The sequence below is a fragment of the Mycobacterium sp. 852002-10029_SCH5224772 genome (assembly GCF_001667315.1).
GTDB lineage: Bacteria > Actinomycetota > Actinomycetes > Mycobacteriales > Mycobacteriaceae > Mycobacterium.
In genome coordinates this window covers 41,995-64,946 of record NZ_LZHT01000041.1, presented here as the reverse complement: position 1 = coordinate 64,946, position 22,952 = coordinate 41,995, and the positions used below count along the sequence as shown (strand labels likewise).

Here is a 22,952-nt window from a genome sequence, read left to right as displayed (position 1 = left end):
CGGGACCGCTTCACTGCCAAGGATTTTCTCGCCGCCACACCGTCGGCAGGTGCAGCGCGACACCGTCACCGGTGGCCAGCTCATCGAGGATGCGCATGGAAAAGTCCAGATCGTCTCCCGCATAAGGCAAGGCGCGCAACGGCTTTGACAGCGGACGAAAGAAATCGTCCCAGTGAATCAGGATCACCCGGCGAGCCCCCACCGCGCGGACGGTCTCGTTCCAATACTCGACCAGATACGACCGTGGCTGCAACCCCAGCTGCCCGACGGACAGGTAGACGGCATCGGCGCGGTGGCCGGCCAGCGCGCCCTGGACGAAACCGGCGCTGCCCTGGATCAGCAGCCGCCGGCCGGTGGGCTGGTGGCGCACCAGCGTCGACCACGACTCCCCGCAACGGTACGCCGACGCCTTCACCGGGGTGGTCAGCGGCTCGCCGATCACGCCGGGATAGCGGTCAGGAGGGCAGTGGTGGGACTCCACCAAGGTTATCTCGAAGGCGCCCAACCGAATTGGATCACCGTCGACCGCGACGACGATCCGATTCTGCGGCAGACCGTAGCCCCGCCCGACGTTGGCCGCGGACTGCCCGCCGACCAGCTGCGCGCCGGTGCGGTCGGCGACCAGTGCTGAGTCCAGCACGTGGTCGATGTGGGTGTGCACCGGGATGACGGCCGCCAGCCGGGACACCTTGGCCCGGGCCAGGCATCCGTCGACGCGCGCCGGCGACGGCGCCACCTTGCCGGCCGCGATCCTGGCCAGGCTCGGCCGGGAGAAGTAACCGTCGGTCATCAACGCCGACGAGCCGTCGTCGATCAGCAGCGTCGCCACGCCCATCCAGGTCACCGAGAGCGCGTCGGGTCCGGCCGCGGGGACGTCGAACCGGTCCGCGTACCTGGCGATGTCGGGGCGCCCGGGTTTCAGGCGCATCAGCAAAAGGCCCGGAGGTCGGTGCCGGCCGCGGCGAGGCGGTCGCGCACCTTGGCGGCGATCTGCACCGCACCCGGCGAATCACCATGCACGCAAACCGATTCCACGCTCACATCGAGCAGGCTGCCGTCGATGGCGGTGACCTGCCCCGAGGTCACCATGGTGGCGACGCGCTCGGCGATCGCCGCCGGATCGTGCAGCACCGCACCCGGCTCCCGGCGCGAGACCAGCCGGCCGTCCGGCCGGTAGGCCCGATCGGCGAAAGCCTCGGGGACCGTGCGTAGACCGCGGCGGGCGGCCTCGTCGAAAAACGCCGAACCGGCCATGCCCAGCACCGGCAGGCCGGCGTCGACCAGCCGCACCGCTTCGGCGACCGCGGCGGCCTGTTCGCCGTTCGTCACGATCGTGTTGTACAGCGCCCCATGCGGTTTGACGTAGGACACGAGAGAACCGGCCGCGTGCGCGATCGCCTGCAGCGCGCCGATCTGATACACCACGTCGGCGATCAGGTCGTCGGCGGCGACGTCGATGAAGCGCCTGCCGAACCCGGCCAGATCGCGATAGCTCACCTGCGCCCCGATGCGCACCCCGCTCCGGGCGGCCGACCTGCACACCCTCAACAGTCCGGCGGGGTCTCCGGCATGGAACCCGCACGCCACGTTGGCGCTGGTGACGATTCCGAGCATGGCGTCGTCGTCACCGAGACGCCAGACACCGAAGCCCTCGCCCAAGTCGGCGTTGAGGTCGATACCGGCCACCCGCCCAGCTTATGGGTGCGCCTCGCCGACCGCCTAGGTTGGATCGCCCGCTTCCTCCTCACGCCGCGACGCGGCGCGCATCGTCACCGGGCTAGGCGGAAGCCTCCCGTCGGCGCCCCACCAGCCAGCAGACCAGGTAGATCAGAAACGAGATGCTCGCGACGAACACCGACACCGGCACGCCCGGCGCCAGCGACAACACGATCCCGCCCACCGCGGCCACCTCGGCGAAGACCACCGAAGTCAGCATGGCCGCCGCCGGCGAGGTGACCACCCGAGCCGCCGCGGCCGCCGGCGTGATCAGCAGCGACATCACCAGCAGAGCCCCCACGATCTGCACCGCCTGGGCGGCCACCACCCCCACCAGCGCGGCGAACACGATGCCCAGCGCGTGGACGGGCACGCCGCGGGCCGCGGCGACGTCGGGGTCGACGGAGGCGAACAACAGTGGGCGATAACAGATTGCCAGCACGGCGATGACGAGCAAGCAGACCAGCGCAAGCATGGTCAGTCCCGTGTAGCCGACGCCGACGATCTGACCGGTCAGCAAGGCGAAACTGGTCGCCGTCCGGCCCGGGTAGAGGTGGATGAACAACACCGCCAGGCCCAAGCCGAACGCCAGCACCACCCCGATCACCGAATCGCGTTCCCGGGAGCGCCGGCCGAGCACGCCGAACAGCGCCGCCGCCAGGGCGCTGCCGATCAGCGCGCCCACGCCCACCCCGAATCCGACCAGCAGCGCGAAAGCGGCTCCGGTCAACGACAATTCGCTGGACCCGTGCACGGCGAAGGACATCTGCCGCATCACGATGAACGGCCCGATCAGCCCGGCCACCAGCCCGAGCAGCGCGGCCGCCACCAGCGCCTGCTGCACGAAGTCGTGGCCAAGCAGATGCGCGGTGATGTCGAAGGAGAACAGGTGGTGTCCCATCTCGGCGAGCCGATGCTCCATCAGCCGTGCCCGCCGCCACGCTCGCCGGCCACCACGTAGCCGTCCTTCACCTTCACCACTTGGATGTCGGACCGGTACAGCGCCGAGAGCGTCTGACTGGTCATCACCTGCTCGACGGTGCCGATGCTGAATCGGCCGTCGACCAGATACAGCAGCCGGTCCACGTACGGCAGGATCGGGTTGATCTCGTGGGTGACGACGATGACCGTGGTTCCCGTCTCCCTGCGGCGCCGCTCGATCAGCGCCGACACCAGCTTGGCGTTCGCCGGGTCCAGCGTCAGCAGTGGTTCGTCGCACAGCAGCAGCGCCGGGTCGCTGACCAGGGCCTGGGCGATGCGCACCCGCTGCAGCTCGCCGCCCGACATGACGCCGACCCGGACATCCGCCAGGCGTTCGGCGTTGACCTGGTTCAGCGCGCGGGCGACGGCCGCGCGGCGTCGGGCCCGATCGCGGGACCGCAGCGGGACGGCGCCCCAGCGCGCCCCGTCGATACCCAGCCGAACCAGGTCCCGGCCGCGCAGCATCACGTCGTGATCCAGCGGGCGGTGTTGCGGCACATAGCCGATGCGCCCGCTGCCCGAGGTGATCGGCTTTCCCTCGACCAACCCGACCCCGGCGCTCAGAGACAGCTGCCCGAGGAGCACGTTGAGCAGCGATGTCTTGCCGCTGCCGTTGGGGCCGAGCACCGCGATGAACTCGCCGCGCGACACCGACAGGTCCAGGTGGTCCCACAACACCCGGTCGCCGAACGCCAGGCGGGCACCGCGCAGCGAAACGGTGTCCGCGTGCCGGTCGGGGGCCGGTGCCGTTTCGATCCTCACGGCTGGACGGGCCGGCTCGACTGCAGCGCGGCCAAGAGGTGGTCGACCGTAGTGCGTTGCCAGCCCAGGTAATCCGTGCCGTCGGGGAGGGTCTCGGCCACCTCGGTGACCGGAACTCCCGCGCGCTGCGCGGCGTCGCGCAGGCTGGTGATCGCCACGGTGGAGGTCTGCGGGTTGATTATCAGGGCCGACACCTGACGCCGGTCGATCAGGTCGAGGACCGACGCCAGATCGGCCGGCGCCGGGTCGGTCTCGTTCTCGATGGCCGCGGCGAAGGCGGGTGGGGTCCGGTTCACCAGGCCCGTCGCCTGCAGCAGGTAGAAGGCGACCGGTTCGGTCGCCACGACCGAGGTGTGCGGGTAGCCGGCGGCGACGCTGTGTTCGGTGCCGGCGATCGCGTCGGCGTCGCGTTCGAACGCGGCGGCATTGGCCCGGTAGTCCGCGGCGTTGCCCGGGTCGATCGTCGCGAGCCGGTCGGCGATCGTGGCGGCCACCGCCTTGGCGACGCCCAGGTTGTAGAAGACGTGCTCGTTGTGTGGTTGCCCGTCGCTCTCGAGGAACGAGTAGGCATCGACCGGCTTGGCGCCGGGCTGGCGGGCCAGCACGGCGTCCACCCAACCGTCGTAGCCGCCACCGTTGAAGACGACCAGGGCGGCGTCGGCGATGGCGGCGGCGTCCGAGGGGCTGGCCTCATAGGAGTGCGGGTCGGTTTCCGACCCGCTCACGATCGACTTGACCGGCACATGGCTTCCCGCGACGGCACGCGCCACGCTGCCCCACACGTCGGTGGACGCGACGACGGCGGACGCGTGCGGATGTGTCGGGTTGACGCCACATCCGGACAGCGCCGACGAACCGGCCAGCGCCACGACGGCCGCCAGCCAACGCGTCGCGCGGGCGAGCATTCGCCCATGCGTCAGTGCCGTGCGCACGTCCGTTCCTCCCGCCCGCAAGCAAGCCGATCCACAATACTAATGAAAATCGTTTCCATTACAAAGCCGCGGGCGGAAGCGCATTGGCCCTCGCCGATCCGCTGTAGCGTCTCCGAACGTGAGCCCCACACCGCGCCGGCGTGCGACCCTCGCGTCGGTGGCGGACGAACTCAAGGTTTCGCGCACGACGATCTCGAACGCGTTCAACCGCCCCGATCAGCTCTCCGCCGACCTGCGTGAACGCGTGCTCGCCACGGCCAAGCGACTGGGATACGCCGGCCCTGACCCGGTGGCGCGATCGTTGCGGACCCGCAAGGCCGGCGCGGTCGGTCTGGTGATGGCCGAACCGTTGACCTACTTCTTCAGTGACCCCGCCGCACGGGATTTCGTCACCGGGGTGGCGCAGTCATGCGAGGAGGCGGGGCAGGGGCTGCTGCTGGTGGCGGTCGGGCCCATCCGCACCCTCAAAGAGGGAACGGACGCGGTGCTGTCGGCCGGCGTGGACGGCTTCGTGGTGTATTCGGTGTGCCATGACGATCCCTATCTACAGGTGGTGTTGCAGCGGCGGCAGCCGGTCGTGGTGGTCGATCAGCCCAAGGTGCTCACCGGAGTCTCGCGGGTGGGGATCGACGACCGCGCGGCGATGCGTGAACTCGCCGACTACGTGCTCGCCTTGGGGCATCGCGAGATCGGGCTGTTGACCATGCGGCTCGGGCGGGACCGGCGCCAAGGGCTGGTCGACGCCGACCGGTTGCGCTCGCCCGCCTTCGACGTGCAACGCGAGCGCATCATCGGCGTGTGGGACGCGATGACGGCCGCCGGCATCGATCCGGATTCGCTGACCGTGGTGGAAAGCTACGAGCACTTGGCCGAATCGGGGGGCACGGCCGCCAAGGTGGCGCTGGAAACCAATCCGCGGATCACCGCGCTGATGTGCACCGCGGACATCCTGGCGCTGTCCGCCATGGATTACCTACGGGCACACGGCATTTACGTGCCCGGTCAGCTGACCGTCACCGGATTCGACGGCGTGCCCGAGGCCATCAACCGCGGCCTGACGACGGTGTCGCAGCCGAGCCTGCAGAAGGGCCGCCGGGCGGGCGAGCTCTTGTTGAAGCCACCCCGGACGGGCACGCCGGGCCTGCCGGTCGTCGAACTTCTGGACACCGAGCTGATTCGGGGCCGCACCGCCGGTCCGCCCGCCTGAGCGTCGCTACCGGGAGGGCTATGTCTTTTCGGCGTCGCCGATCAGCAACCGCACGGCCAGGTCCAGCCGCTTGCTGACGTCGGTGGCCGAGGCCCGGCGGGTGAGCCAGGCGAGCAGGTTCGACAACCACACATCGGAGATCACCCGGGCGATGTGGTACTGATCCTCGGTCGGTTCGCCGTCGGCCATCGCGCGCGCGAACATGGAGTCGATGAGCTTCTCGACCTGGTCGACCTCGCTGGCCGCCGACGCGTCGGCGAACACGTAGGCGCGCGTCATCGCCTCGGTCAGCAGGGGATTGCGTTGCATCGCGCGGTTGAGCTTGCCCACCATGAAGTTCAGCCGCTGAAAGGGTGTGCCCCCGGTCATCGCCGAGCGGTCCGTCTTGGCATCGATGCGGCCGAACTCGCGGCCCAGCGCCGACACCAGCAGGTGCACCTTCGACGGGAAGTACCGGTACAGCGTCCCGACCGCCACATCGGCGCGATCCGCCACCGCACGCATCTGGACCGCCTCGTAGCCGCCCTTGGACGCGATGGCCATGGTCGCATCCAGGATGCGCTTGCGACGTTCCCGCTGTGCCTCCGAGCCGAGTTCGGACTCCGCCAGTACCGCCACGTTTATGACCTCGCGCGGTTGGGAGTCAGAAACGCGGCTCGAACTGGACTTCGAGTTGGCGCTGGCTGGCATGTGACGGTTTGCTCCTGTTCCGGGCGGTTCGTTTGCAAACGATACGCATTCTGCGTGTGAATTTCCCACCTCCGTACCGCCGGGGACAAGCGCATGTGCTGCTGCAATGGCATTCGACTTGACGGTCGATCACTGGCACTATTAGAACACGTTCTAGTCTCCGGCGAGCGGGTTGCGCGTCAACTCATGGTGGAGATGTCCCCGCTTGCGGAAAGATCGGACAATCAGGACACGGGTGCCGGCCAGCCCCGTTGTCACGTCGACTCAAGGACGCGGAGGTCCTCTCAGGTGGTAGCGACCGTCACCGACGAGCAGTTTGCCGCGCGCACCCTGGTGCGCGACTGGGCCCGCAATGCGACGTCCGGGCCGGGCGGCACCGCGGCGATCCGCGACGTCGAGCAGGGCAAGCCCGACGCCTGGCGACCGGTGTTCTCCCGGCTGGCCGAACTGGGGATTTTCGGCGTCGCGATCCCGGAGGAATCGGGCGGGGCGGGCGGCAGCATCGAAGACCTGTGCGCGATGGTCGAGGAAGCGGCCAAGGCCCTGATTCCCGGGCCGGTCGCGACCACCGCGCTCGCGACGCTCGTCGTCACCGACCCCGAACTGCTGGAGGCCCTGGCCGCCGGCGAGCGCTTCGCCGGGCTGGCCACCGAAGGTGACGTCCGGTACGACGGCGCGACCTCGACGGCCTCGGGCACATTGCCGTTCGCGCTGGGCGGCGCCGACGGTGGCGTGCTGTTGACGGCGGCCGACGGCAAGTGGCTGTTGATCGACACGGCCGGTGAGGGCGTGCAGATCGAACCTCTGCAGGCGACCGACTTCTCCCGGCCGTTGGCCCGGGTGGTGCTGGCTTCGGCCCCGGCGACGGTGGTGTCCGAAACACGAAACCGCGTCGAGGAACTGGCCGCGACCGTGCTGGCGGCCGAGGCGGCCGGCATCACCCGATGGGCGCTGGAGACCGCCGTCGACTACGCCAAGGTCCGCGAGCAGTTCGGCAAGCCGATCGGCAGCTTCCAGGCCATCAAGCACATCTGCGCCGAGATGCTCTGCCGCGCCGAGCAGGCCGAGGTGGCCGCCGCCGACGCCGCGCGCGCCGCGGCCGAGGGCGACGAATCCCAGTTCTCCATCGCGGCGGCCCTGGCCGCGGGCACCTGCATCACCGCCGTGAAGGCCAACGTCAAGGACTGCATCCAGGTGCTCGGCGGCATCGGCTGCACCTGGGAGCACGACGCGCATCTGTATCTGCGCCGGGCGCATGCCATCGGCCGCTTTCTCGGCGGGGCCGAGACCTGGTTGCGCCGCATCACCGCGCTGACTCAGGCCGGTGTGCGACGCCGCCTGGGCATCGACCTGACCGAGGTCGAGGCGCTGCGGCCCGAGATCGCCGCCGCCGCCGCGCAGATCGCGGAGCTGCCAGAGGAGAAGCGGCAGGCGGCGCTGGCCGAGGCGGGACTGCAGGCGCCGCATTGGCCGGCGCCCTACGGGCGCGGCGCGGGACCGGCCGAGCAGCTGCTGATCGATCAGGAGCTGGCCGCGGCCGGCGTGGCCCGTCCCGACCTGGTGATCGGTTGGTGGGCGGCGCCGACCATCCTCGAGCACGGCACCCCGGAGCAGGTCGAACGCTTCGTGCCGGGCACCACGCGCGGCGAATTCCTGTGGTGCCAGCTGTTTTCCGAGCCGGGCGCCGGCTCGGACCTGGCCTCACTGCGCACCAAAGCGGTGCGGACCGACGGCGGCTGGCTGCTGACCGGGCAGAAGGTGTGGACGTCCGCGGCGCACAAGGCGAAATGGGGCGTATGCCTGGCCCGCACCGACCCGGACGCGCCGAAACACAAAGGCATCGCCTACTTTCTGGTGGAAATGAGCTCACCGGGCATCGAAATCCGCCCGCTGCGCGAGATCACCGGCGACTCGCTGTTCAACGAGGTGTTCCTGGACAACGTGTTCGTTCCCGACGAACTGGTCGTCGGCGAGGTGAACGACGGCTGGCGGCTGGCCCGCACCACCCTGGCCAACGAGCGGGTCGCGATGGCCAACGGCACGGCGCTGGGCAACCCGATGGAGGAGTTGTTAAAGCTCTTGGCGGCAAGGGATCTCGACGTCGCCGAGCAGGACCGGCTAGCGCGGCTGGTCGTCCTGGCGCAGACCGGCGCGCTGCTGGACCAGCGCATCGCCCAGCTCGCGGTGGGCGGTCAGGACCCGGGGGCGCAGTCCAGCGTGCGCAAGCTGATCGGCGTCCGCTACCGGCAGGCGCTGGCCGAATACACGATGGACGTGGCCGAGGGCGGCGGCCTGGTGCACAACCAGGCGGTCTTCGACTTCCTGAACACCCGCTGCCTCACCATCGCCGGCGGCACCGAGCAGATCCTGCTCACCGTCGCCGCCGAGCGCCTGCTCGGTCTGCCCCGCTAGCCGAGATCGGCTGCGGCGGCATGTAATTCGCGCAGCGCGTCGCATGCCATGGAGCCCAGGTCCCGGTCTTCGTCCGGTTCGGCCCAGCGGGCATAGGCCGTCTTGAACGCCAGCGCACCGAGTTCGGCGGCCAACACTGCCGTCGGCTCGGGCACGCCGCGGGCCTCCAGCGCCTCGACCATCGCGCGCGCCAGCCCAATCTGTTTGAGCGCGTTGCGCTCTTGGAGTTCGGTGCTGGCGGCGATCGCCGCTTTGAGCCTGGGGGCGAGGTCCCGGTTGAACGACGTGAACGCCGCCGCGGCCGACTTCAGGCCCGCGCACACGGCGGCCAGTGGTGTCGCGTCGGCGGGCGCTGAGCCAATGCCCTCGCGCAGCAGTTGCGCGATCGCGTCCTGGCCGGCCGCCAGCACGTCACGCTTGTCCGGGAAGTGCCGAAAGAACGTGCTCTTCGTCAGCCCGGCGCGCTCGGCGATCTGCGTGACCGTCGTCTCGTCGTATCCCCGTTCGTTGAACAGGTCGAGAGCCGCGGCGACCAAGCGTTCGCGCGCGTCGGGTTCCCACCGGGCCATGCCCCCACCCTAGTGATGCGACCGTTATCCCATCACGGGCGTAGGGTGATGGGACCATAGTCGCATCACCTGAAGGAGCTGCTCGTGCGCGTATTCGTCACCGGCGCCAGTGGAGGAATCGGCTCGGCCGTCGTCGCCGAACTGCTCGCCGCCGATCATCACGTCGTGGGCCTGGCCCGCTCGGCGGCCGCGGCCGCCACCATCAGCGCACTCGGCGCCGAGCCGTTGCGCGGCGGCCTCATCGACCTCGACGTGCTGCGGGAGGCGGCCGGCGCCGCCGACGGCGTCGTCTACCTGGCGTTCTCGCATGACTTCACCGGTAACGCAGGCGTGATCGTCGACGCGATCGGCGACGAAGCCCGCGCGGTCGCCGCGCTCGGCGAAGCGCTGGCCGGCACCGGTAAGCCGCTGGTGCTCGCGAGCGGCACCCCCGCGGTGGCCGGACGCACCAGCACCGAAGACGATCCCTTCAACGCCGAGGGACCGATGGCCGGGCGCGGCCGCACCGGACAGGCCGTCGTCGATCTGGCCGGGCGTGGCGTCCGATCCGCCGTGGTGCGGTTACCGCGGTCGGTCCACGACGCCGGCGGGCGCTACGGCTTCGCCAGCCTGCTGATTCAGGCCGCCCGGCAGCGCTCAGTGTCGGCTTTCGTCGGAGACGGGACACAACGTTGGCCCGCGGTGCATCGGGACGACGCGGCGGTGTTGTTCCGCCTCGCGCTCGAAACGGCCCCGCCCGGCTCGGTTCTGCACGCGGTGGGTGACGAAGGCGACCCCATGCGGGCGATCGCCGAGGTGATCGGTCGCCGGCTCGGGGTGCCCGTCGAACCCGCCCCGACCGAGGCCTTCGGCCCACTCGGAACGATGTTCGCGGTCGACCAGCCCTCGTCCAGCACCCTGACCCGCCGGCAATTCGGATGGAAACCCACCGGGCCAAGCCTGCTCGAAGACCTCGAGACCGGCGAATTACGCTGACCGGGCTCTAAGAGAACTCAGGAGAACTCAGGAGAACGTCGTCTGCGCGCAGGTGCTGGGGGACGTGATGTTGACCCCGGGATAGACCACCTGGATGTGGGTGCAAACGATGACGTTGTTGTCGGTCCTGGGCTGGCCGGTCTGCCAATCGGTGGAGTCGATGCGCCCGGCCGTCTGGTACTTGTCCGGGGGTCCCTCACCGAAGTAGACCGTGGTGATCTCGTCGGAACCCATCGACTTCATCACCCGCTCGTTCTGGCCGTCGGCGTGTGCGTCGAGGTAGGCCAGCCGGTTCGAGGACCGGATCTCGGTCGTCTGGCGGGCCCACAGGCCGGGCGGGAAACCGGACACCCCGTCGGGCGTGAGCATGTCCGCTCCGGCGGTGAAGTCGCAGTGGCCGTCGGCTTTGAAGCAGTTGAGGATCACCCGCGTCTCGAGCTGGTTGGGCCCGTCCAGCGGGAACAGCGTGGTGGCGGTGTTGCTGGCCGCCGCGCACACCCCGGCGGGCAGCAACATCGGCAACGCTGCGGCGACCGCGAATCCCGATACCAGCCGCATCATCGATGCTCCCCTTCCCCGGTTTGCTGACCCCAAGGGTGAACCTAACCCGCGACTACTCGTCGTAGGTGACTTCTACCGAATCAGATTCGGGGTGAGATTGACAGGCCAGGATGAGGCCCTCGTCGAGGTCCTGCTGCTCGAGCACGTCGTTGACCTCCATGGTCACCTTGCCGCCGCGCAGGGTGCAGGCGCACGCGCCGCAGTGACCCTCGCGGCAGGAGAACGGCGCGTCGAGGCCCTTGGCCAGCAGCACGTCGAGCAATTTGGCGTTGCGCGGCCACGACACGGTGTGGGTTTCACCGTCGAGCTCTACCACCGCGGTGGCCGGCGGCTGGTCGCCCTCGGGGGTGTCCTCGATCTTCACCGCCGCGAACGGATCCGATTCCAGCGACTTGAACACTTCAATATGTATTTGCGGCGCAGGGACTTTCAGCGCTTCCAGGGCTTGTTTGGCGGAGTCCATGAACGCGCCCGGGCCGCAGATGTAAACGGGTCGATCCGTGTAGGGGGCCGCCAGCTTGGCCAGCGCGGCGGCGCTGGGCAACCCCTGCAGCGATTCCAGCCAGTGCACGACGGTGAGCCGGTCGGGATATTTGTTGGACAGCTCGCGCAGCGCGTCGGCGAAGATCACCGAATCCTCGTCGCGGTTGGCGTAGAGCAGCGTCACCTGTCCGCCGCCGTCGGCCAGCGCCGACTTGCAGATCGACATGATCGGCGTGATCCCGCTGCCCGCGGCCATCAGCAGGAAGTCATCGCCCAGCGTTTTCGGCACGAAGTTGCCCGACGGGGCCAGCACCTGGATCCGCATGCCCTTGTGCGCGTGATCGCACAACCAGTTGGACGCGTAACCGTCCGCGGTTCGTTTGACCGTGACGGCCAGGGCGTCGTCGGTGAACGGCGAGCTGCACAGCGAATAGCAGCGCGCCACCGACCCGGTGCGCTCGCTGGGAACGCGCAGCGTCAAGAACTGTCCCGGGGCGTACCGCAGCCGCTCGGGCGGGATGTCGGGGTCCCCTTCATCGTCGGGCACCGCGAACACCAGCGACCGCGCGTCGTCGGTCTCGGCGATGACCTCGGCGATCTGCAGTTCGAGGACGTGATCACCGAGTGGCTCGTCGGGTGTTTGGTCCGGATCCGCCTCCGTCAAGGCCCGTCCCTTCCTTTCGTGGCAACTAGAACATGTTACAGAAAAGTGGATTCGTATCGCTACCAGCCGCAGGAATACCCTGCTCGACACAAATCGGAACGTGTTCTAGTCTCTGGTGTAAGTCCGCTGTGTAAGTCTGGCCCGGGAGGCAAACTTAAGTGACGTCCATTCAACAGCGTGATGCCCAGTCGGTTCTGGCTGGCATCGATGATCTGCTTCCGCGGATCCGGGAACGCGCTCAGGCGACGGAGGATCTGCGGCGGCTGCCCGACGAGACCGTCCAGGATCTCCAGGACGTGGGCTTCTTCACCCTGTTGCAGCCCGAACAGTGGGGCGGCTTGCAGTGCGATCCGACGCTGTTCTACGAGGCGGTGCGGCGCCTTGCCAGCGCGTGCGGCTCCACCGGTTGGGTGAGCTCCATCATCGGCGTGCACAACTGGCACTTGGCCCTGTTCGACCAGCAGGCCCAGGAGGAGGTCTGGGGTGAGGACCCCAAGACCCGGGTTTCCTCGTCGTACGCCCCGATGGGCGCGGGCGTGGTGACCGATGGCGGCTACCTGGTCAACGGCGCGTGGAACTGGTCCTCGGGCTGTGACCATGCGACGTGGGCATTCCTGGGTGGCCCGGTGATCAAGGACGGCCGCCCGGTCGACTTCGGCAGCTTCCTGATCCCGCGCAGCGAGTATCGCATCGACGACGTCTGGCATGTCGTCGGTCTGCGCGGTACCGGCAGCAACACCGTCGTCGTCAAGGACGTCTTCGTGCCGCGGCACCGGTTCCTGTCCTACAAGGCGATGAACGACGGCACCGCCGGCGGGTATGAGACCAACACCGCCGCGGTCTACAAGATGCCTTGGGGCACCATGCATCCCACCACCATCTCGGCGCCGATCGTCGGCATGGCCTACGGAGCGTACGACGCGCACGTCGAGCATCAGGGCAAGCGGGTGCGCGCGGCGTTCGCCGGCGAGAAGGCCAAGGACGACCCGTTCGCCAAGGTCCGCATCGCCGAGGCGGCCAGCGACATCGACGCGGCGTGGCGCCAGTTGAGCGGCAACGTCGCCGACGAGTACGCGCTGCTGTCGGCCGGCAAGGAGATCCCGTTCGACCTGCGCGCCCGCGCCCGCCGCGACCAGGTGCGCGCCACCGGCCGTGCGATCGCTTCCATCGACCGCTTGTTCGAGGCGTCGGGCGCCACCGCCCTGGCCAACGACCAACCGGTGCAACGGTTCTGGCGCGACGCGCACGCGGGCCGGGTGCACGCGGCCAACGATCCCGAGCGCGCCTACCAGATCTTCGGGAACAACGAGTTCGGGTTGCCGCCCGGCGACACCATGGTCTGAGCCGGGCGCACAGTGACCGCTATCGAGGAGCTGACGTTCGAGTCCACCTCGCGCTTCGCCGAGGTGGACGTGGATGGGCCGCTCAAGCTGCACTACCACGAGGCCGGTGTGGGTAACGATCAGACGATCGTGCTGCTGCACGGCGGCGGTCCCGGAGCGGCCAGCTGGACCAACTGGTCGCGCAACATTCCGGTGCTCGCCGAGCGGTTTCGCGTGCTCGCCGTCGATCAGCCCGGCTACGGCCATTCCGACAAGCGCGCCGAACACGGGCAGTTCAATCACTACGCGGCCAGGGCACTCAAGGGGCTCTTCGACCAGCTGGAGCTGGGGCGAGTCCCGTTGGTGGGCAATTCATTAGGCGGGGGCACCGCGGTGCGGTTCGCCCTGGACCACCCCGACCGGGCCGGGCGCCTGGTGCTGATGGGGCCCGGTGGGCTGAGCATCAACCTGTTCGCGCCGGACCCCACCGAGGGCGTCAAGCGGCTGGGGAAGTTCTCGGCCGAACCCACCCGGGAAAACCTCGAGGCGTTTTTGCGGGTGATGGTCTACGACCAGAAACTGATCACCGACGAATTGATCGACGAGCGGTTCGCGTTGGCCAGCACGCCGGAATCGCTGACGGCGACCCGGGCGATGGGAATGTCGTTTGCGGGGGCCGATTTCGAGCTCGGCATGATGTGGCGCGAGGTGCACCGGCTGCGCCAGCCCGTGCTGCTGATCTGGGGCCGCGAGGACCGCGTCAATCCCCTGGACGGGGCGCTGGTCGCGCTGAAGACCATGGCGCGTGCGCAGCTGCACGTTTTCGGGCAATGTGGGCATTGGGCGCAGGTGGAGAAGTTCGACGAGTTCAACAAGCTCACCATCGATTTCCTGGGAGGTGCGTGATGAGCATCCGTTCGCTGGGCTATCTACGCATCGAGGCCACCGACATGGCGGCCTGGCGTGAGTACGGCCTGAAAGTTCTCGGCATGATCGAGGGTAGCGGCGACACCGAGGGCGCGCTCTATCTGCGGATGGACGATTTCCCGGCCCGGCTGGTGATCGTGCCCGGTGAGCGCGACCACCTCATGGAAGCCGGCTGGGAATGCGCGAACGCCGAAGGCCTGCAAGAGATCCGGGACCGGCTCGACGTGGAGGGCGTCCCCTACAAGGAGGCCACCGCCGCGCAACTGGCGGATCGCCGGGTCGTCGAGATGATCCGATTCTCCGACCCGTCGGGCAACTGCCTGGAGGTCTTCCACGGCGTCGCCCTGGAACACCGCCGGGTCGTCAGCCCTTACGGGCACAAGTTCGTCACCGGTGAGCAGGGCCTGGGGCACGTGGTGTTGTCCACCCGCGACGACGACGAGGCGCTGCACTTCTACCGCGACGTGCTCGGGTTCAAGCTGCGCGACTCGATGCGGATGCCGCCCCAGGTGGTGGGCCGGCCCGCCGACGGGGCCCCCGCCTGGTTGCGCTTCTTCGGCTGCAACCCGCGCCACCACAGCCTGGCCTTCCTGCCTTTGCCGACATCCAGCGGCATCGTGCACTTGATGATGGAGGTCGAGAACGCCGACGACGTGGGGCTGTGCCTGGACCGGGCGCTGCGCCGCAAGGTGCCCATGTCGGCCACCCTGGGCCGTCACGTCAACGACCTGATGCTGTCGTTCTACATGAAGACGCCCGGCGGGTTCGACATCGAATTCGGCTGCGAGGGAAGGCAAGTCGAAGACAACGACTGGGTCGCCCGGGAAAGCACCGCGGTCAGCCTGTGGGGCCACGACTTCACGGTCGGCATGCGCGGCTGACCATGTCAGCGCCCATCGATCCACGGACCTTCCGGCAGGTGCTGGGCCAGTTCTGCACCGGCATCACGATCATCACCACCGTGCACGACGAGGCCCCCGTCGGCTTCGCCTGCCAGTCCTTTGCGGCGCTGTCGCTGGACCCGCCGCTGGTGCTGTTCTGCCCGACCAAGGTGTCACGGTCCTGGAAGGCCATCGAGGCGTCCGGCCGGTTCTGCGTCAACATGCTGACCGAGAGCCAGAAGCACGTCTCGGCCCGCTTCGGTTCCAAGGAGCCCGATAAGTTCGGCGGCATCGACTGGCACCCTTCCGATCTCGGTTCGCCGATCATCGACGGGTCGCTGGCCTATATCGACTGCACGGTGGCCTCCGCGCATGACGGCGGCGACCACTTCGTGGTCTTCGGTGCGGTGCAATCGCTTTCGGAGGCTCCCAAGATCAAGCCGCGGCCGCTGCTGTTCTATCGCGGTGAATACACCGGTATCGAACCGGACAAGACGACACCGGCGCAGTGGCGCGACGACCTGGAAGCGTTCCTCACCACCACCACCCAGGACACCTGGCTTTAGCGGCGTCCTAGCGGTCGCGGCGATCGGCCGACATGTCCCCCGTGGGAGACTTGTCCGGTATCGGCTGTTCCTTGCTCCACGCGGAATCGCGGTCGGCGGCGGCCTCACCACCAGCGGCGTCCTTCTCGGCCTTCCCCGTTGGGTCAAGGCTGTCGGCACGCTTCCATTGTTCGTCCAGCTGTTCGCGGGAGGACGCCGCCTCAGTCTGATGGGTTGACGCCCGATCCTGCAGCCGGGCGGCTTCCGCCGCCTTGGCCTCAGCTTCGGCCTGCGCGGCACGGGCTTTCGCGGCCGTCTCAGCGGCCAGCGCCTCGCGGCGCTCCACTTTGGCCGTCTCCACCTGGGCTCGTTCGCGAATGCCCTCGGCTTCCCGCTCGCGGCGGCGCCTGGCCGCTCGGCGGGCGGCGATGACGAGGGCGACGATCACGAGGACCGCCACGACTGCGGCGACGACGATCCAGACGGTGTTGCTGGTGTTCATGGTGGGCTCCGTTGTCAGGGTGGGACACGCAACGGTCCCATCCGCCGGGTTGCCGTATTCGACAGGAATCAAACAACCGATGGCGACACCCACTGCTTCGGCAGGCGGCCGCGGGTCAGAATGGTGTCATGACGCTGGATCTGCGCGCGTACTTCGACCGCATCAACTACCGCGGTGCCGCCGAGCCGAAACTCGAGGTGCTGCAGGATCTGATGACCGCGCACACCGGGTCGATCCCGTTCGAGAACCTCGATCCGCTGATGGGGGTGCCGGTCGAGGACCTGAGCCCGCAAGCCCTCACCGACAAGCTGGTGTACCGGCGCCGCGGTGGCTACTGCTACGAGCAGAACGGCCTGATGGGTTACGTGCTGGCCGAAATCGGGTTCCGGGTGCGTCGCCTGGCCGGGCGGGTGGTCTGGATGCTTCCGCCGGAAGCGCCATTGGGAGCCCAAACCCACACAGTGCTGGCGGTGACGTTCCCGGGTTCGCAGGGTTCGTATCTGGTCGACGTCGGCTTCGGGGGCCAGACCCTGACCTCCCCGATCCGTTTCGAGACCGGAAACGCCCAACAGACAACGCACGAGCCGTATCGGCTCAACGACCGTGGCGACGGCCTGGTGCTGCAGGCCCTGGTCCGCGACGAGTGGAAACCGTTGTACGTGTTCGGCACCCACGCCGTACCGCAGGTCGATCTCAGGGTGGGTAGCTGGTACGTCTCCACGCACCCCGAGTCGATCTTCGTCACCGGGCTGACGGCTGCCCTGACGACCGACGACGCCCGCTACAACCTGGCCGGCCGCAACCTCAGCATCCACCGCGCCGACGGCAGCGAGAAAATCCGCCTCGACGACGCGGCGGCGGTCATCGACGTGCTCGGTGAGCGATTCGGCATCGACGTGGCCGGCATCGGTGAGCGCAGTGCGCTCGAGGCACGCATCGGGCAGGTGCTGGACGCTTAGGTCCGCGTCCGCTAGCGGGCCGCAAGCCACGGACCGAGGCGTCGCAGTGCTTCCTCGATGTCGTCGGTGGGCCCGGCGAAGGACAGCCGGACGAACGAATTGCCGCGGGTCGTGTCGAAGTCGATACCCGGCGCGATGGCAATGCCGTTCTCTTCCAACAGCTTTGAGCAGAATTCGATTGAGTTGTCGGTGAAATCCGAGACGTCGGCGTACACGTAGAACGCGCCATCGGTGGGGGCAAGGCGATCGACGCCGATGCCGCGCAGCCCGTCCAGCAGCAGCGAGCGGTTCCTCGCATAGTGGTGCAGGTGGCCGTCGGCCTCGGCGGTGGCCTCCGGGGTGAAGGCCGCCACCGCGGCCAGCTGCGACAGCACGGGGGGGCAGATGGTGAAGTTCCCGGTGAGGCACTCCACCGCGCGGCGTAACTCGGCGGGCACCAGCAGCCAACCCAGCCGCCAGCCCGTCATGGCGTAGTACTTCGAAAAGCTGTTGACCACCACGGCATTCCGCGACGTCTGCCACGCACAGCTGGTCTGGGGCGCGCCTTCGTAGACCAGGCCGTGGTAGACCTCGTCGCTGATCAGTCGCGCACCGGCGGCATCGCACCACGAGGCGATCGCGGCCAGCTCCTCCGGCGCGATGACGGTTCCGGTGGGATTGGCGGGGCTTGCCACGATGACACCCTGCACCGGGGGGTCGAGCTCGGCGAGCATCTGCGCGGTGGGTTGGAAGCGGGTCTGCGGCCCGCAGGGGATCTCCACGACCTCGCATCCCAGTGCCGACAAGATGTTTCGGTAACACGGATAGCCGGGGCTGGCCAGCGCCACCCGGTCGCCAACGTCGAAGCAGGCCAGGAAGGTGAGCAGGAAGCCGCCCGAGGAGCCCGTGGTGATCACCACCGCGTCGGGGTCGACCTCGAGCCCGCGCTGGCGCCGGTAGTCCGCAGCGATCGCGGCACGCAGCTCGCGGATGCCCAGCGACACCGAGTAACCCAGCTCGTTGGAGTGCACGGCCGCGGCCGCGGCCGCCCGGACCGGCTCGGGTGCGCCGACGCTGGGCTGGCCCGCCGACAGGTTGATCAGATCGCCGTGGCTGCGCTGGCGTTCGGCCGCCGCCAACCAGACATCCATCACATAGAACGGGGGGATGCCGGCGCGCAGCGAGACACGATCGGTCACGGCGTCTTGAGTACCTCGGATTCCAGTCGGCTAAGCAGCTGTTGCGGCGCATCCAGCAGATGCGTGCTGCCGTGGGCGCGTTTGAAGTACAGGTGCATGTCGTGTTCCCACGTGATCGCGATGCCGCCGTGCAGCTGGATACCTTCGGCGGCCACGGTGTTCAGCGCCTCGGTGGCGGCCAGGCGCGCGGCGGCGGCGTTGGTGGGAGTGGGGTCGTCGCACGCGTCGGACACGACGGCCTTCGCCGCGGCGACCGTCACGTACAGATCGGCCATCCGATGCTTGAGCGCCTGGAAGCTGCCGATCGGCCGGCCGAATTGCACTCGGTCCTTGGCGTATTCGACGGTCAGCTCCATACAGCGTTCGGCGGCGCCGATCTGCTCGGCGGCCAGCAGGACGGCGGCCGTGTCCGCCAGGCCCGGGTCCGCGCCGATCGCCTCGGACTCCTCCGGTTGCACCCGCCCCAGGCGCCGGGTCGGGTCCATCGTGGTGACGGCCTGCGCGCTGAATCGGGTCCACCTGCTCAGCTGTCCGTCCTCGACGGCGACCACGACATCGGCGATGTCGCCGTTGACGACGTAGTCGGCATCGAGCACCAGCGCGCCGATCGAGGCTCCCTCGGCCAGGCCCTCCAGCGTCGTGGCGTCCGGCTCGGACGCGCTCAGCAGCGCCAGCTCGGCCAGCGTGGTACCCAGCAGCGGGGAGGGCACCAGGGCGCGGCCGAGCTCCTGCAAAACCGTTGCGGCGTCGGCCAATTCACCGCCGGCACCGCCCAGCTCCTCGGGTATCACCAGGGCCGCGGCGCCGACCTGCTCGCACAGCAGTTGCCAGAGCGATTCGTCGTAGCCGCGGTCGGACTCCATGGCGGCGCGCACCGCCGCCGGAGAGGCGTGCTTGGCCACCAGTGCGGCGACGGTCTCGCGGAGCAGCTCGCGTTCTTCGGTCATGGTCATAGCGCCTCCAGCACTCGCCGCCGATGTTGCGCCGGCGTGCCCCAGGCGGACCGCAGCGCCTGCACCCGCAGCAGCAACAGCGACAGGTCGTGCTCCTGGGTGAAACCGATCGCGCCGTGGGTCTGCAGTGCCGAACGCGCGGCCAGGAGCCCCGCCTCGGACGCCGCCGCCTTGGCCGCGCTCACGTCGCGGGGATTCAGCGTCAACGCCGCGCCGTGCACCAGCGGCCGGGCCAGTTCGATGGCGACGTGTACGTCGGCGAGCTTGTGTTTGATCGCCTGATACGAGCCGATCACCCGGCCGAACTGGGTGCGCTGTTTGGCGTAGTCGACGGCGGCGTCGCGCAGCGCCTCGGCGGCGCCGATCAGTTGTGCCGCGGTGGCCAGCGCGCCGAACTCATAGGCACGGTTGACATCCGCCTCCCAGGCCGGGCCGGCCGCGGTCACGTCGAACAGGTGCCGGCTGGGGTCGACGGACTCGTGCTCGTCACCCGCGGCGGCTTCGGCGACCCCGTCAGTCCCATTCAAGCCGGCCAGCAGCACCAGCCCGGCCATGTCGGCGTCGACGGCGCGCGGTACCCGCGGCGGCAGCGCGACGGTGGCGATGAGCGCACCGGAGGCCAGCGCCGCGCAGCGCTCGGCGTGATCGTCGGAGGCCAGCAATACCGGTGCCACAGCGATGGATTCGACCACCGGGCCGGGCACACACCAGCGCCCGAGGCGCTCGAGGGCGACGACCAGGTCGATCGGGTGTGCCTCGATGCCGTCGAATTTCTCCGGCACACTCAGGGCGGTGACGCCCAGGTTGGCCAGCTGCTCCCACACCTTGCGGCCCGGCGCGGTGTCGCCCGCGGCCCACGCGCGCACGGCGCCGGGCAGGTCCGCCGCGCCGAGTGCGGCGTCGATGCTGGCCGCGAAGTCACGCTGCTGTTCGTCTAGCGCAAATTTCACTTCTTGCCCCCGGACTTCTCGCGCGGCAGGCCCAGCAGCCGCTCGGAGATGATGTTGCGCTGAATTTCGTTGGTGCCGGCGTAGATCGGGCCGCCCAGCGCGAACAGCAGTCCCTCGGTCCACGGGCCGGCGAGTTCCCCGTCCGCGGCGAGGATGTCGAGTGCGGTCTGGTGCAGTTCGACGTCGAGATCCGACCAGAACACTTTGGTCACCGAGGATTCGGCGCCCAGCTCGCCGCCGAGGGCCAGCCTGGTCACCGTCCCGAAGGTCTGCAGCCGGTAGGCCTGCGCGTTGATCCAGCCGTCGGCGACCCGATCGGCGAACGCGGCGGGTGAGCCGGCATCCTTCCACAGCTGCACCAACCGCTCCGCTGTCGCCAGGAAGCGGGCCGGGCTGCGCAGCGACATGCCGCGCTCGTTGCTCGACGTGCTCATGGCCGCCCGCCAGCCTTCGTGCGGGGTGCCGATCACGTCCTCGTCGGGCACGAAAACGTCGTCGAGGAAGATCTCGCCGAATCCGGTGTCGCCGCCCAGCTGGACGATCGGCCGCACGGTGACGCCCTTGGCCTTCAGGTCGAACATGAAGTAGGTCAGCCCGTTGTGGCGCTCGGCGCCGGGATCGGACCGGAACAGCCCGAATCCCCGCTCGGCAAACGGCGCCCGTGAGCTCCAGATCTTCTGCCCGTTGAGTAGCCAGCCGCCGTCGGTCGCCGTCGCGGTGGATCGCAGTGACGCCAGGTCGCTGCCGGATTCGGGCTCCGACCACGCCTGCGCCCAGATCTCTTCGCCGCTGGCCATTTTCGGCAGGATCCGGTCCTGCTGCTCTTGAGTGCCGTGCGCGAACAGCGTCGGGGCCAGCATCGAGGTACCGTTGGCGCTGGCCCGGCCGGGCGCCCCGGCGCGGAAGTACTCCTCTTCGAACACCACCCAGTGCAACAGCGGCGCGTCGCGGCCGCCGTAACGCTTCGGCCAGGTGATCACCGAAAGTCCGGCGTCGAACAGCACCCGGTCCCAATGCCGGTGCTGGTCAAAGCCTTCGGCGTTGTCGTATGACTTCGTCGGGATCGACTCGGCATTGGCCGACAAGAATTCCCGCACTTCGGCCGCAAACGCCAAGGTGTCGCCGTCTAGATCCAGATCCATCAGTCCAGCTCCCGCAGTTGTGGTTTGACCACCTTGCCGCCCGCATTGCGCGGCAACGCGTCGACGAACCGCACCGACCGCGGTGCCTTGAAGTTCGCCAAATGCTCACGGGTGTAAGCGATCACAGATTGTTCGTCGAGCTCGGCGCCGGGCCGGGTCACCAGGAAAGCGCGACCGACCTCGCCGAGCCGCTCGTCGGGAACCCCGATCACCGCGGCATCGGCCACACCGTCGAGCCGGGCCAGCACCTGCTCGACCTCGGCGGGGTAGACGTTGAATCCGCCGCAGATGTACATGTCTTTCAACCGGTCGGTGATGCGCAGGTTGCCGGCCGTGTCGAGCACACCGATGTCACCGGTGTGCAGCCACCCGTCAGCATCGATGGCGGCCGCGGTGGCCGCCGCGTCGTCGAGGTAGCCCAGCATCACGTTGGGGCCGCGCAGCAACACTTCCCCGGATTCACCGGATTCCCCGGAGTCGATGCGCAATTCGAAGTCGGCGAACGGGCGCCCGCAGGTGGTCGCGACGGTGACCGCGTCGTCGTCGGCGCGACACATGGTTCCCATGCCGTTGGCCTCGGTGAGCCCGTAGGCGGTCAGCACGATGTCGATGTCGAGTTCGGATTGCATGCGCTCGACCAACACGACCGGCACGGTGGCCGCCCCCGTCACCGCGAAGCGCAGCGAGCTCAGGTCGTAATCGTCGCGCGCCGGGTGATCCAGCAGGGTCTGGTAAATAGTCGGCGGCCCGGGCAACACGGTGATGCGGTGCTGCTCGATCGCCTGCAGCGCGCGCACCGGGTCGAAGGTCAGATGCGGGATCAGGGTCGCGCCGGTCTGCAGGCAAGCCAGGATGCCGGCCTTGTAGCCGAAGTTGTGAAAGAACGGGTTGATGCACAAATAGCGGTCGTCGGCGGTGATCTTGCCGTTGGCCGCCCACGATGCCGAGGCCGACAGCGACTGCCGGTGCGCGCACAGCACGCCTTTGCTGCGGCCGGTGGTGCCCGAGGTGAACAGGATGTCGCTGACGTCGTCGGGCGTGACCGCCGCGGCGCGCGCGGACACCGCGGCCAAGTCTTCTGGGTCGGAACCCCCAGCGATGAATTCGTCCCAGGTCCCATCTGCGGCGTCGATCGGTATCCGCACGATGTGCCGCAACGCGGGCAGCGCCGCCCGATCCAGATCGGCGACGCGGTCGTTGCCCAGGAATACGCCCATGCCGAACAGCACCGGCGCTTCGACGCGGGCCAGGATGTCGCCGGCCTCCGCGGCCGTATAGCGGGTGTTCAGCGGAACCATCGCGGCGCCGGCGTGGTGGATGGCCAGGCAGGCCACCACCCAATGCCAGGTGTTGGGTGACCAGATCGCCACCCGGTCGCCGGCCCGCACACCGAGACCGATGAGTGCCGCCGCCGCCCGGTGCACTTCATCGCGCAAGGCCGCGGCGGTGAAGGACCGGTCCTCGGTGACCAACGCGTCGTGATCGGGGAATTGGCCCGCGAAACGATCCAGCGCCGCGGGCACGGTGCGGGGATCGGTGGTCATCGGCGAGGCTCCTCGAATGCTCTGAGTGAGATCGCTCGGTCCTCCTCATGCCACCACGCGGCATGCATCGTCACCGAGCTACAAAGCAAGTGCTTGG

Annotated in this window: 23 protein-coding genes; 8 read left to right on the top strand and 15 right to left on the bottom strand. The window is 68.8% G+C overall.

The annotated features are described in order from the left end of the window. Positions 1-10 precede the first annotated feature (10 nt). The 5 genes from A5775_RS08740 to A5775_RS08720 all read right to left on the bottom strand — a co-directional run bounded on the left by A5775_RS08740 (position 11) and on the right by A5775_RS08720 (position 4,391). Positions 11-928: an MBL fold metallo-hydrolase gene (locus A5775_RS08740; protein WP_067250772.1), complete on the bottom strand. Its 918-nt coding sequence runs from the start codon at positions 926-928 to the stop codon at positions 11-13. Then, positions 928-1,686, bottom strand: coding sequence for a LamB/YcsF family protein (locus tag A5775_RS08735; protein ID WP_067250768.1), 759 nt, complete (start codon positions 1,684-1,686; stop codon positions 928-930). Before A5775_RS08735 ends, A5775_RS08740 begins: the two co-directional genes overlap by 1 nt. 91 nt (positions 1,687-1,777) lie before the next feature. Then, a complete protein-coding gene (locus A5775_RS08730) occupies positions 1,778-2,638 on the bottom strand; it encodes a metal ABC transporter permease (RefSeq protein ID WP_067250765.1) in 861 nt (286 codons plus the stop codon). Continuing rightward, positions 2,638-3,459, bottom strand: coding sequence for a metal ABC transporter ATP-binding protein (locus tag A5775_RS08725; RefSeq protein ID WP_067250762.1), 822 nt, complete (start codon positions 3,457-3,459; stop codon positions 2,638-2,640). Before A5775_RS08725 ends, A5775_RS08730 begins: the two co-directional genes overlap by 1 nt. Continuing rightward, the gene (locus tag A5775_RS08720; RefSeq protein WP_369827807.1) at positions 3,456-4,391 is read right to left on the bottom strand and encodes a metal ABC transporter solute-binding protein, Zn/Mn family; all 936 of its coding nucleotides are present in this window, start codon (positions 4,389-4,391) and stop codon (positions 3,456-3,458) included. Before A5775_RS08720 ends, A5775_RS08725 begins: the two co-directional genes overlap by 4 nt. A 118-nt stretch (positions 4,392-4,509) precedes the next feature. On the opposite strand from A5775_RS08720, the gene A5775_RS08715 reads away from it, so the two are divergent. Beyond that, on the top strand, positions 4,510-5,598 hold the full coding sequence (locus A5775_RS08715) for a LacI family DNA-binding transcriptional regulator (RefSeq protein ID WP_067250755.1): 1,089 nt from the start codon (positions 4,510-4,512) through the stop codon (positions 5,596-5,598). 18 nt (positions 5,599-5,616) lie between these two features. Here A5775_RS08715 and kstR read toward each other — a convergent pair whose 3' ends face one another. Next, complete coding sequence (gene kstR / locus A5775_RS08710; RefSeq protein WP_067250752.1) at positions 5,617-6,216, bottom strand: cholesterol catabolism transcriptional regulator KstR; 600 nt, start codon at positions 6,214-6,216, stop codon at positions 5,617-5,619. Positions 6,217-6,576: 360 nt separating this feature from the next. Between kstR and A5775_RS08705 the strand changes: the two genes are divergently transcribed. Then, positions 6,577-8,700 carry an acyl-CoA dehydrogenase gene (locus A5775_RS08705; protein ID WP_067250749.1) on the top strand — a complete coding sequence of 708 codons (2,124 nt, stop codon included), beginning with the start codon at positions 6,577-6,579 and terminating at the stop codon, positions 8,698-8,700. On the opposite strand, the gene A5775_RS08700 is transcribed toward A5775_RS08705, so the two are convergent. After that, positions 8,697-9,269, bottom strand: coding sequence for a TetR/AcrR family transcriptional regulator (locus A5775_RS08700; RefSeq protein WP_067250745.1), 573 nt, complete (start codon positions 9,267-9,269; stop codon positions 8,697-8,699). The genes A5775_RS08705 and A5775_RS08700 overlap by 4 nt on opposite strands. Before the next feature lie 84 nt (positions 9,270-9,353). Between A5775_RS08700 and A5775_RS08695 the strand changes: the two genes are divergently transcribed. Continuing rightward, on the top strand, positions 9,354-10,244 hold the full coding sequence (locus A5775_RS08695) for an SDR family oxidoreductase (protein ID WP_067250742.1): 891 nt from the start codon (positions 9,354-9,356) through the stop codon (positions 10,242-10,244). A 27-nt stretch (positions 10,245-10,271) separates the two neighbouring features. Here A5775_RS08695 and A5775_RS08690 read toward each other — a convergent pair whose 3' ends face one another. Together A5775_RS08690 and A5775_RS08685 are read right to left on the bottom strand one after the other, a co-directional pair. After that, complete coding sequence (locus A5775_RS08690; protein ID WP_067250738.1) at positions 10,272-10,805, bottom strand: hypothetical protein; 534 nt, start codon at positions 10,803-10,805, stop codon at positions 10,272-10,274. Positions 10,806-10,857: 52 nt separating this feature from the next. Continuing rightward, positions 10,858-11,952, bottom strand: a complete 1,095-nt coding sequence (locus A5775_RS08685; RefSeq protein WP_067250734.1) for a ferredoxin--NADP reductase — start codon at positions 11,950-11,952, stop codon at positions 10,858-10,860. A gap of 158 nt (positions 11,953-12,110) precedes the next feature. Between A5775_RS08685 and hsaA the strand changes: the two genes are divergently transcribed. From hsaA to hsaB, 4 genes are read left to right on the top strand one after another with little or no spacing between them, the layout of a single operon-like run. Then, complete coding sequence (hsaA, locus tag A5775_RS08680) at positions 12,111-13,295, top strand: 3-hydroxy-9,10-secoandrosta-1,3,5(10)-triene-9,17-dione monooxygenase oxygenase subunit (RefSeq protein WP_067250732.1); 1,185 nt, start codon at positions 12,111-12,113, stop codon at positions 13,293-13,295. Positions 13,296-13,307: 12 nt separating this feature from the next. Next, complete coding sequence (gene hsaD / locus A5775_RS08675; protein WP_067250728.1) at positions 13,308-14,180, top strand: 4,5:9,10-diseco-3-hydroxy-5,9,17-trioxoandrosta-1(10),2-diene-4-oate hydrolase; 873 nt, start codon at positions 13,308-13,310, stop codon at positions 14,178-14,180. Beyond that, on the top strand, positions 14,180-15,082 hold the full coding sequence (hsaC, locus tag A5775_RS08670) for an iron-dependent extradiol dioxygenase HsaC (protein ID WP_067250725.1): 903 nt from the start codon (positions 14,180-14,182) through the stop codon (positions 15,080-15,082). Before hsaD ends, hsaC begins: the two co-directional genes overlap by 1 nt. A 2-nt stretch (positions 15,083-15,084) precedes the next feature. Then, positions 15,085-15,648 carry a 3-hydroxy-9,10-secoandrosta-1,3,5(10)-triene-9,17-dione monooxygenase reductase subunit gene (gene hsaB / locus A5775_RS08665; protein ID WP_067250721.1) on the top strand — a complete coding sequence of 188 codons (564 nt, stop codon included), beginning with the start codon at positions 15,085-15,087 and terminating at the stop codon, positions 15,646-15,648. 7 nt (positions 15,649-15,655) lie between these two features. Here hsaB and A5775_RS08660 read toward each other — a convergent pair whose 3' ends face one another. Beyond that, positions 15,656-16,129, bottom strand: coding sequence for a hypothetical protein (locus A5775_RS08660; RefSeq protein WP_067251371.1), 474 nt, complete (start codon positions 16,127-16,129; stop codon positions 15,656-15,658). Positions 16,130-16,257: 128 nt separating this feature from the next. Here A5775_RS08660 and A5775_RS08655 point away from each other — a divergent pair, with 128 nt between their 5' ends. Next, a complete protein-coding gene (locus tag A5775_RS08655) occupies positions 16,258-17,088 on the top strand; it encodes an arylamine N-acetyltransferase (RefSeq protein WP_067250718.1) in 831 nt (276 codons plus the stop codon). Positions 17,089-17,099: 11 nt separating this feature from the next. On the opposite strand, the gene A5775_RS08650 is transcribed toward A5775_RS08655, so the two are convergent. Genes A5775_RS08650 through fadD3 form a run of 5 tightly spaced genes read right to left on the bottom strand, consistent with a single transcriptional unit; the run spans position 17,100 to position 22,855 of the window. Continuing rightward, positions 17,100-18,266 (bottom strand): pyridoxal phosphate-dependent aminotransferase, encoded by a 1,167-nt coding sequence (locus A5775_RS08650; protein ID WP_067250715.1) that lies wholly within the window; start codon positions 18,264-18,266, stop codon positions 17,100-17,102. Then, complete coding sequence (locus tag A5775_RS08645) at positions 18,263-19,219, bottom strand: acyl-CoA dehydrogenase family protein (RefSeq protein ID WP_156660625.1); 957 nt, start codon at positions 19,217-19,219, stop codon at positions 18,263-18,265. Before A5775_RS08645 ends, A5775_RS08650 begins: the two co-directional genes overlap by 4 nt. Further along, positions 19,216-20,169 (bottom strand): acyl-CoA dehydrogenase family protein, encoded by a 954-nt coding sequence (locus A5775_RS08640; RefSeq protein WP_067250712.1) that lies wholly within the window; start codon positions 20,167-20,169, stop codon positions 19,216-19,218. The genes A5775_RS08645 and A5775_RS08640 overlap by 4 nt, the downstream gene beginning before the upstream one ends. Then, a complete protein-coding gene (locus tag A5775_RS08635) occupies positions 20,166-21,311 on the bottom strand; it encodes an acyl-CoA dehydrogenase family protein (protein WP_067250709.1) in 1,146 nt (381 codons plus the stop codon). The genes A5775_RS08640 and A5775_RS08635 overlap by 4 nt, the downstream gene beginning before the upstream one ends. Further along, positions 21,311-22,855: a 3-((3aS,4S,7aS)-7a-methyl-1,5-dioxo-octahydro-1H-inden-4-yl)propanoate--CoA ligase FadD3 gene (fadD3, locus tag A5775_RS08630; RefSeq protein WP_067250706.1), complete on the bottom strand. Its 1,545-nt coding sequence runs from the start codon at positions 22,853-22,855 to the stop codon at positions 21,311-21,313. The genes A5775_RS08635 and fadD3 overlap by 1 nt, the downstream gene beginning before the upstream one ends. Positions 22,856-22,952: the final 97 nt, after the last annotated feature.

What these genes read in the sequence shown, in the direction of transcription:
- A5775_RS08740 (WP_067250772.1), bottom strand. Translation starts at nt 928, where the DNA reads ATGCGCCTGAAACCCGGGCGCCCCGACATCGCCAGGTACGCGGACCGG.
- A5775_RS08730 (WP_067250765.1), bottom strand. Translation starts at nt 2,638, where the DNA reads ATGGAGCATCGGCTCGCCGAGATGGGACACCACCTGTTCTCCTTCGAC.
- A5775_RS08700 (WP_067250745.1), bottom strand. Translation starts at nt 9,269, where the DNA reads ATGGCCCGGTGGGAACCCGACGCGCGCGAACGCTTGGTCGCCGCGGCT.
- A5775_RS08690 (WP_067250738.1), bottom strand. Translation starts at nt 10,805, where the DNA reads ATGATGCGGCTGGTATCGGGATTCGCGGTCGCCGCAGCGTTGCCGATG.
- hsaC (WP_067250725.1), top strand. Translation starts at nt 14,180, where the DNA reads ATGAGCATCCGTTCGCTGGGCTATCTACGCATCGAGGCCACCGACATG.
- hsaB (WP_067250721.1), top strand. Translation starts at nt 15,085, where the DNA reads ATGTCAGCGCCCATCGATCCACGGACCTTCCGGCAGGTGCTGGGCCAG.
- A5775_RS08660 (WP_067251371.1), bottom strand. Translation starts at nt 16,129, where the DNA reads ATGAACACCAGCAACACCGTCTGGATCGTCGTCGCCGCAGTCGTGGCG.
- A5775_RS08655 (WP_067250718.1), top strand. Translation starts at nt 16,258, where the DNA reads ATGACGCTGGATCTGCGCGCGTACTTCGACCGCATCAACTACCGCGGT.
- A5775_RS08645 (WP_156660625.1), bottom strand. Translation starts at nt 19,219, where the DNA reads ATGACCATGACCGAAGAACGCGAGCTGCTCCGCGAGACCGTCGCCGCA.
- A5775_RS08635 (WP_067250709.1), bottom strand. Translation starts at nt 21,311, where the DNA reads ATGGATCTGGATCTAGACGGCGACACCTTGGCGTTTGCGGCCGAAGTG.
- fadD3 (WP_067250706.1), bottom strand. Translation starts at nt 22,855, where the DNA reads ATGACCACCGATCCCCGCACCGTGCCCGCGGCGCTGGATCGTTTCGCG.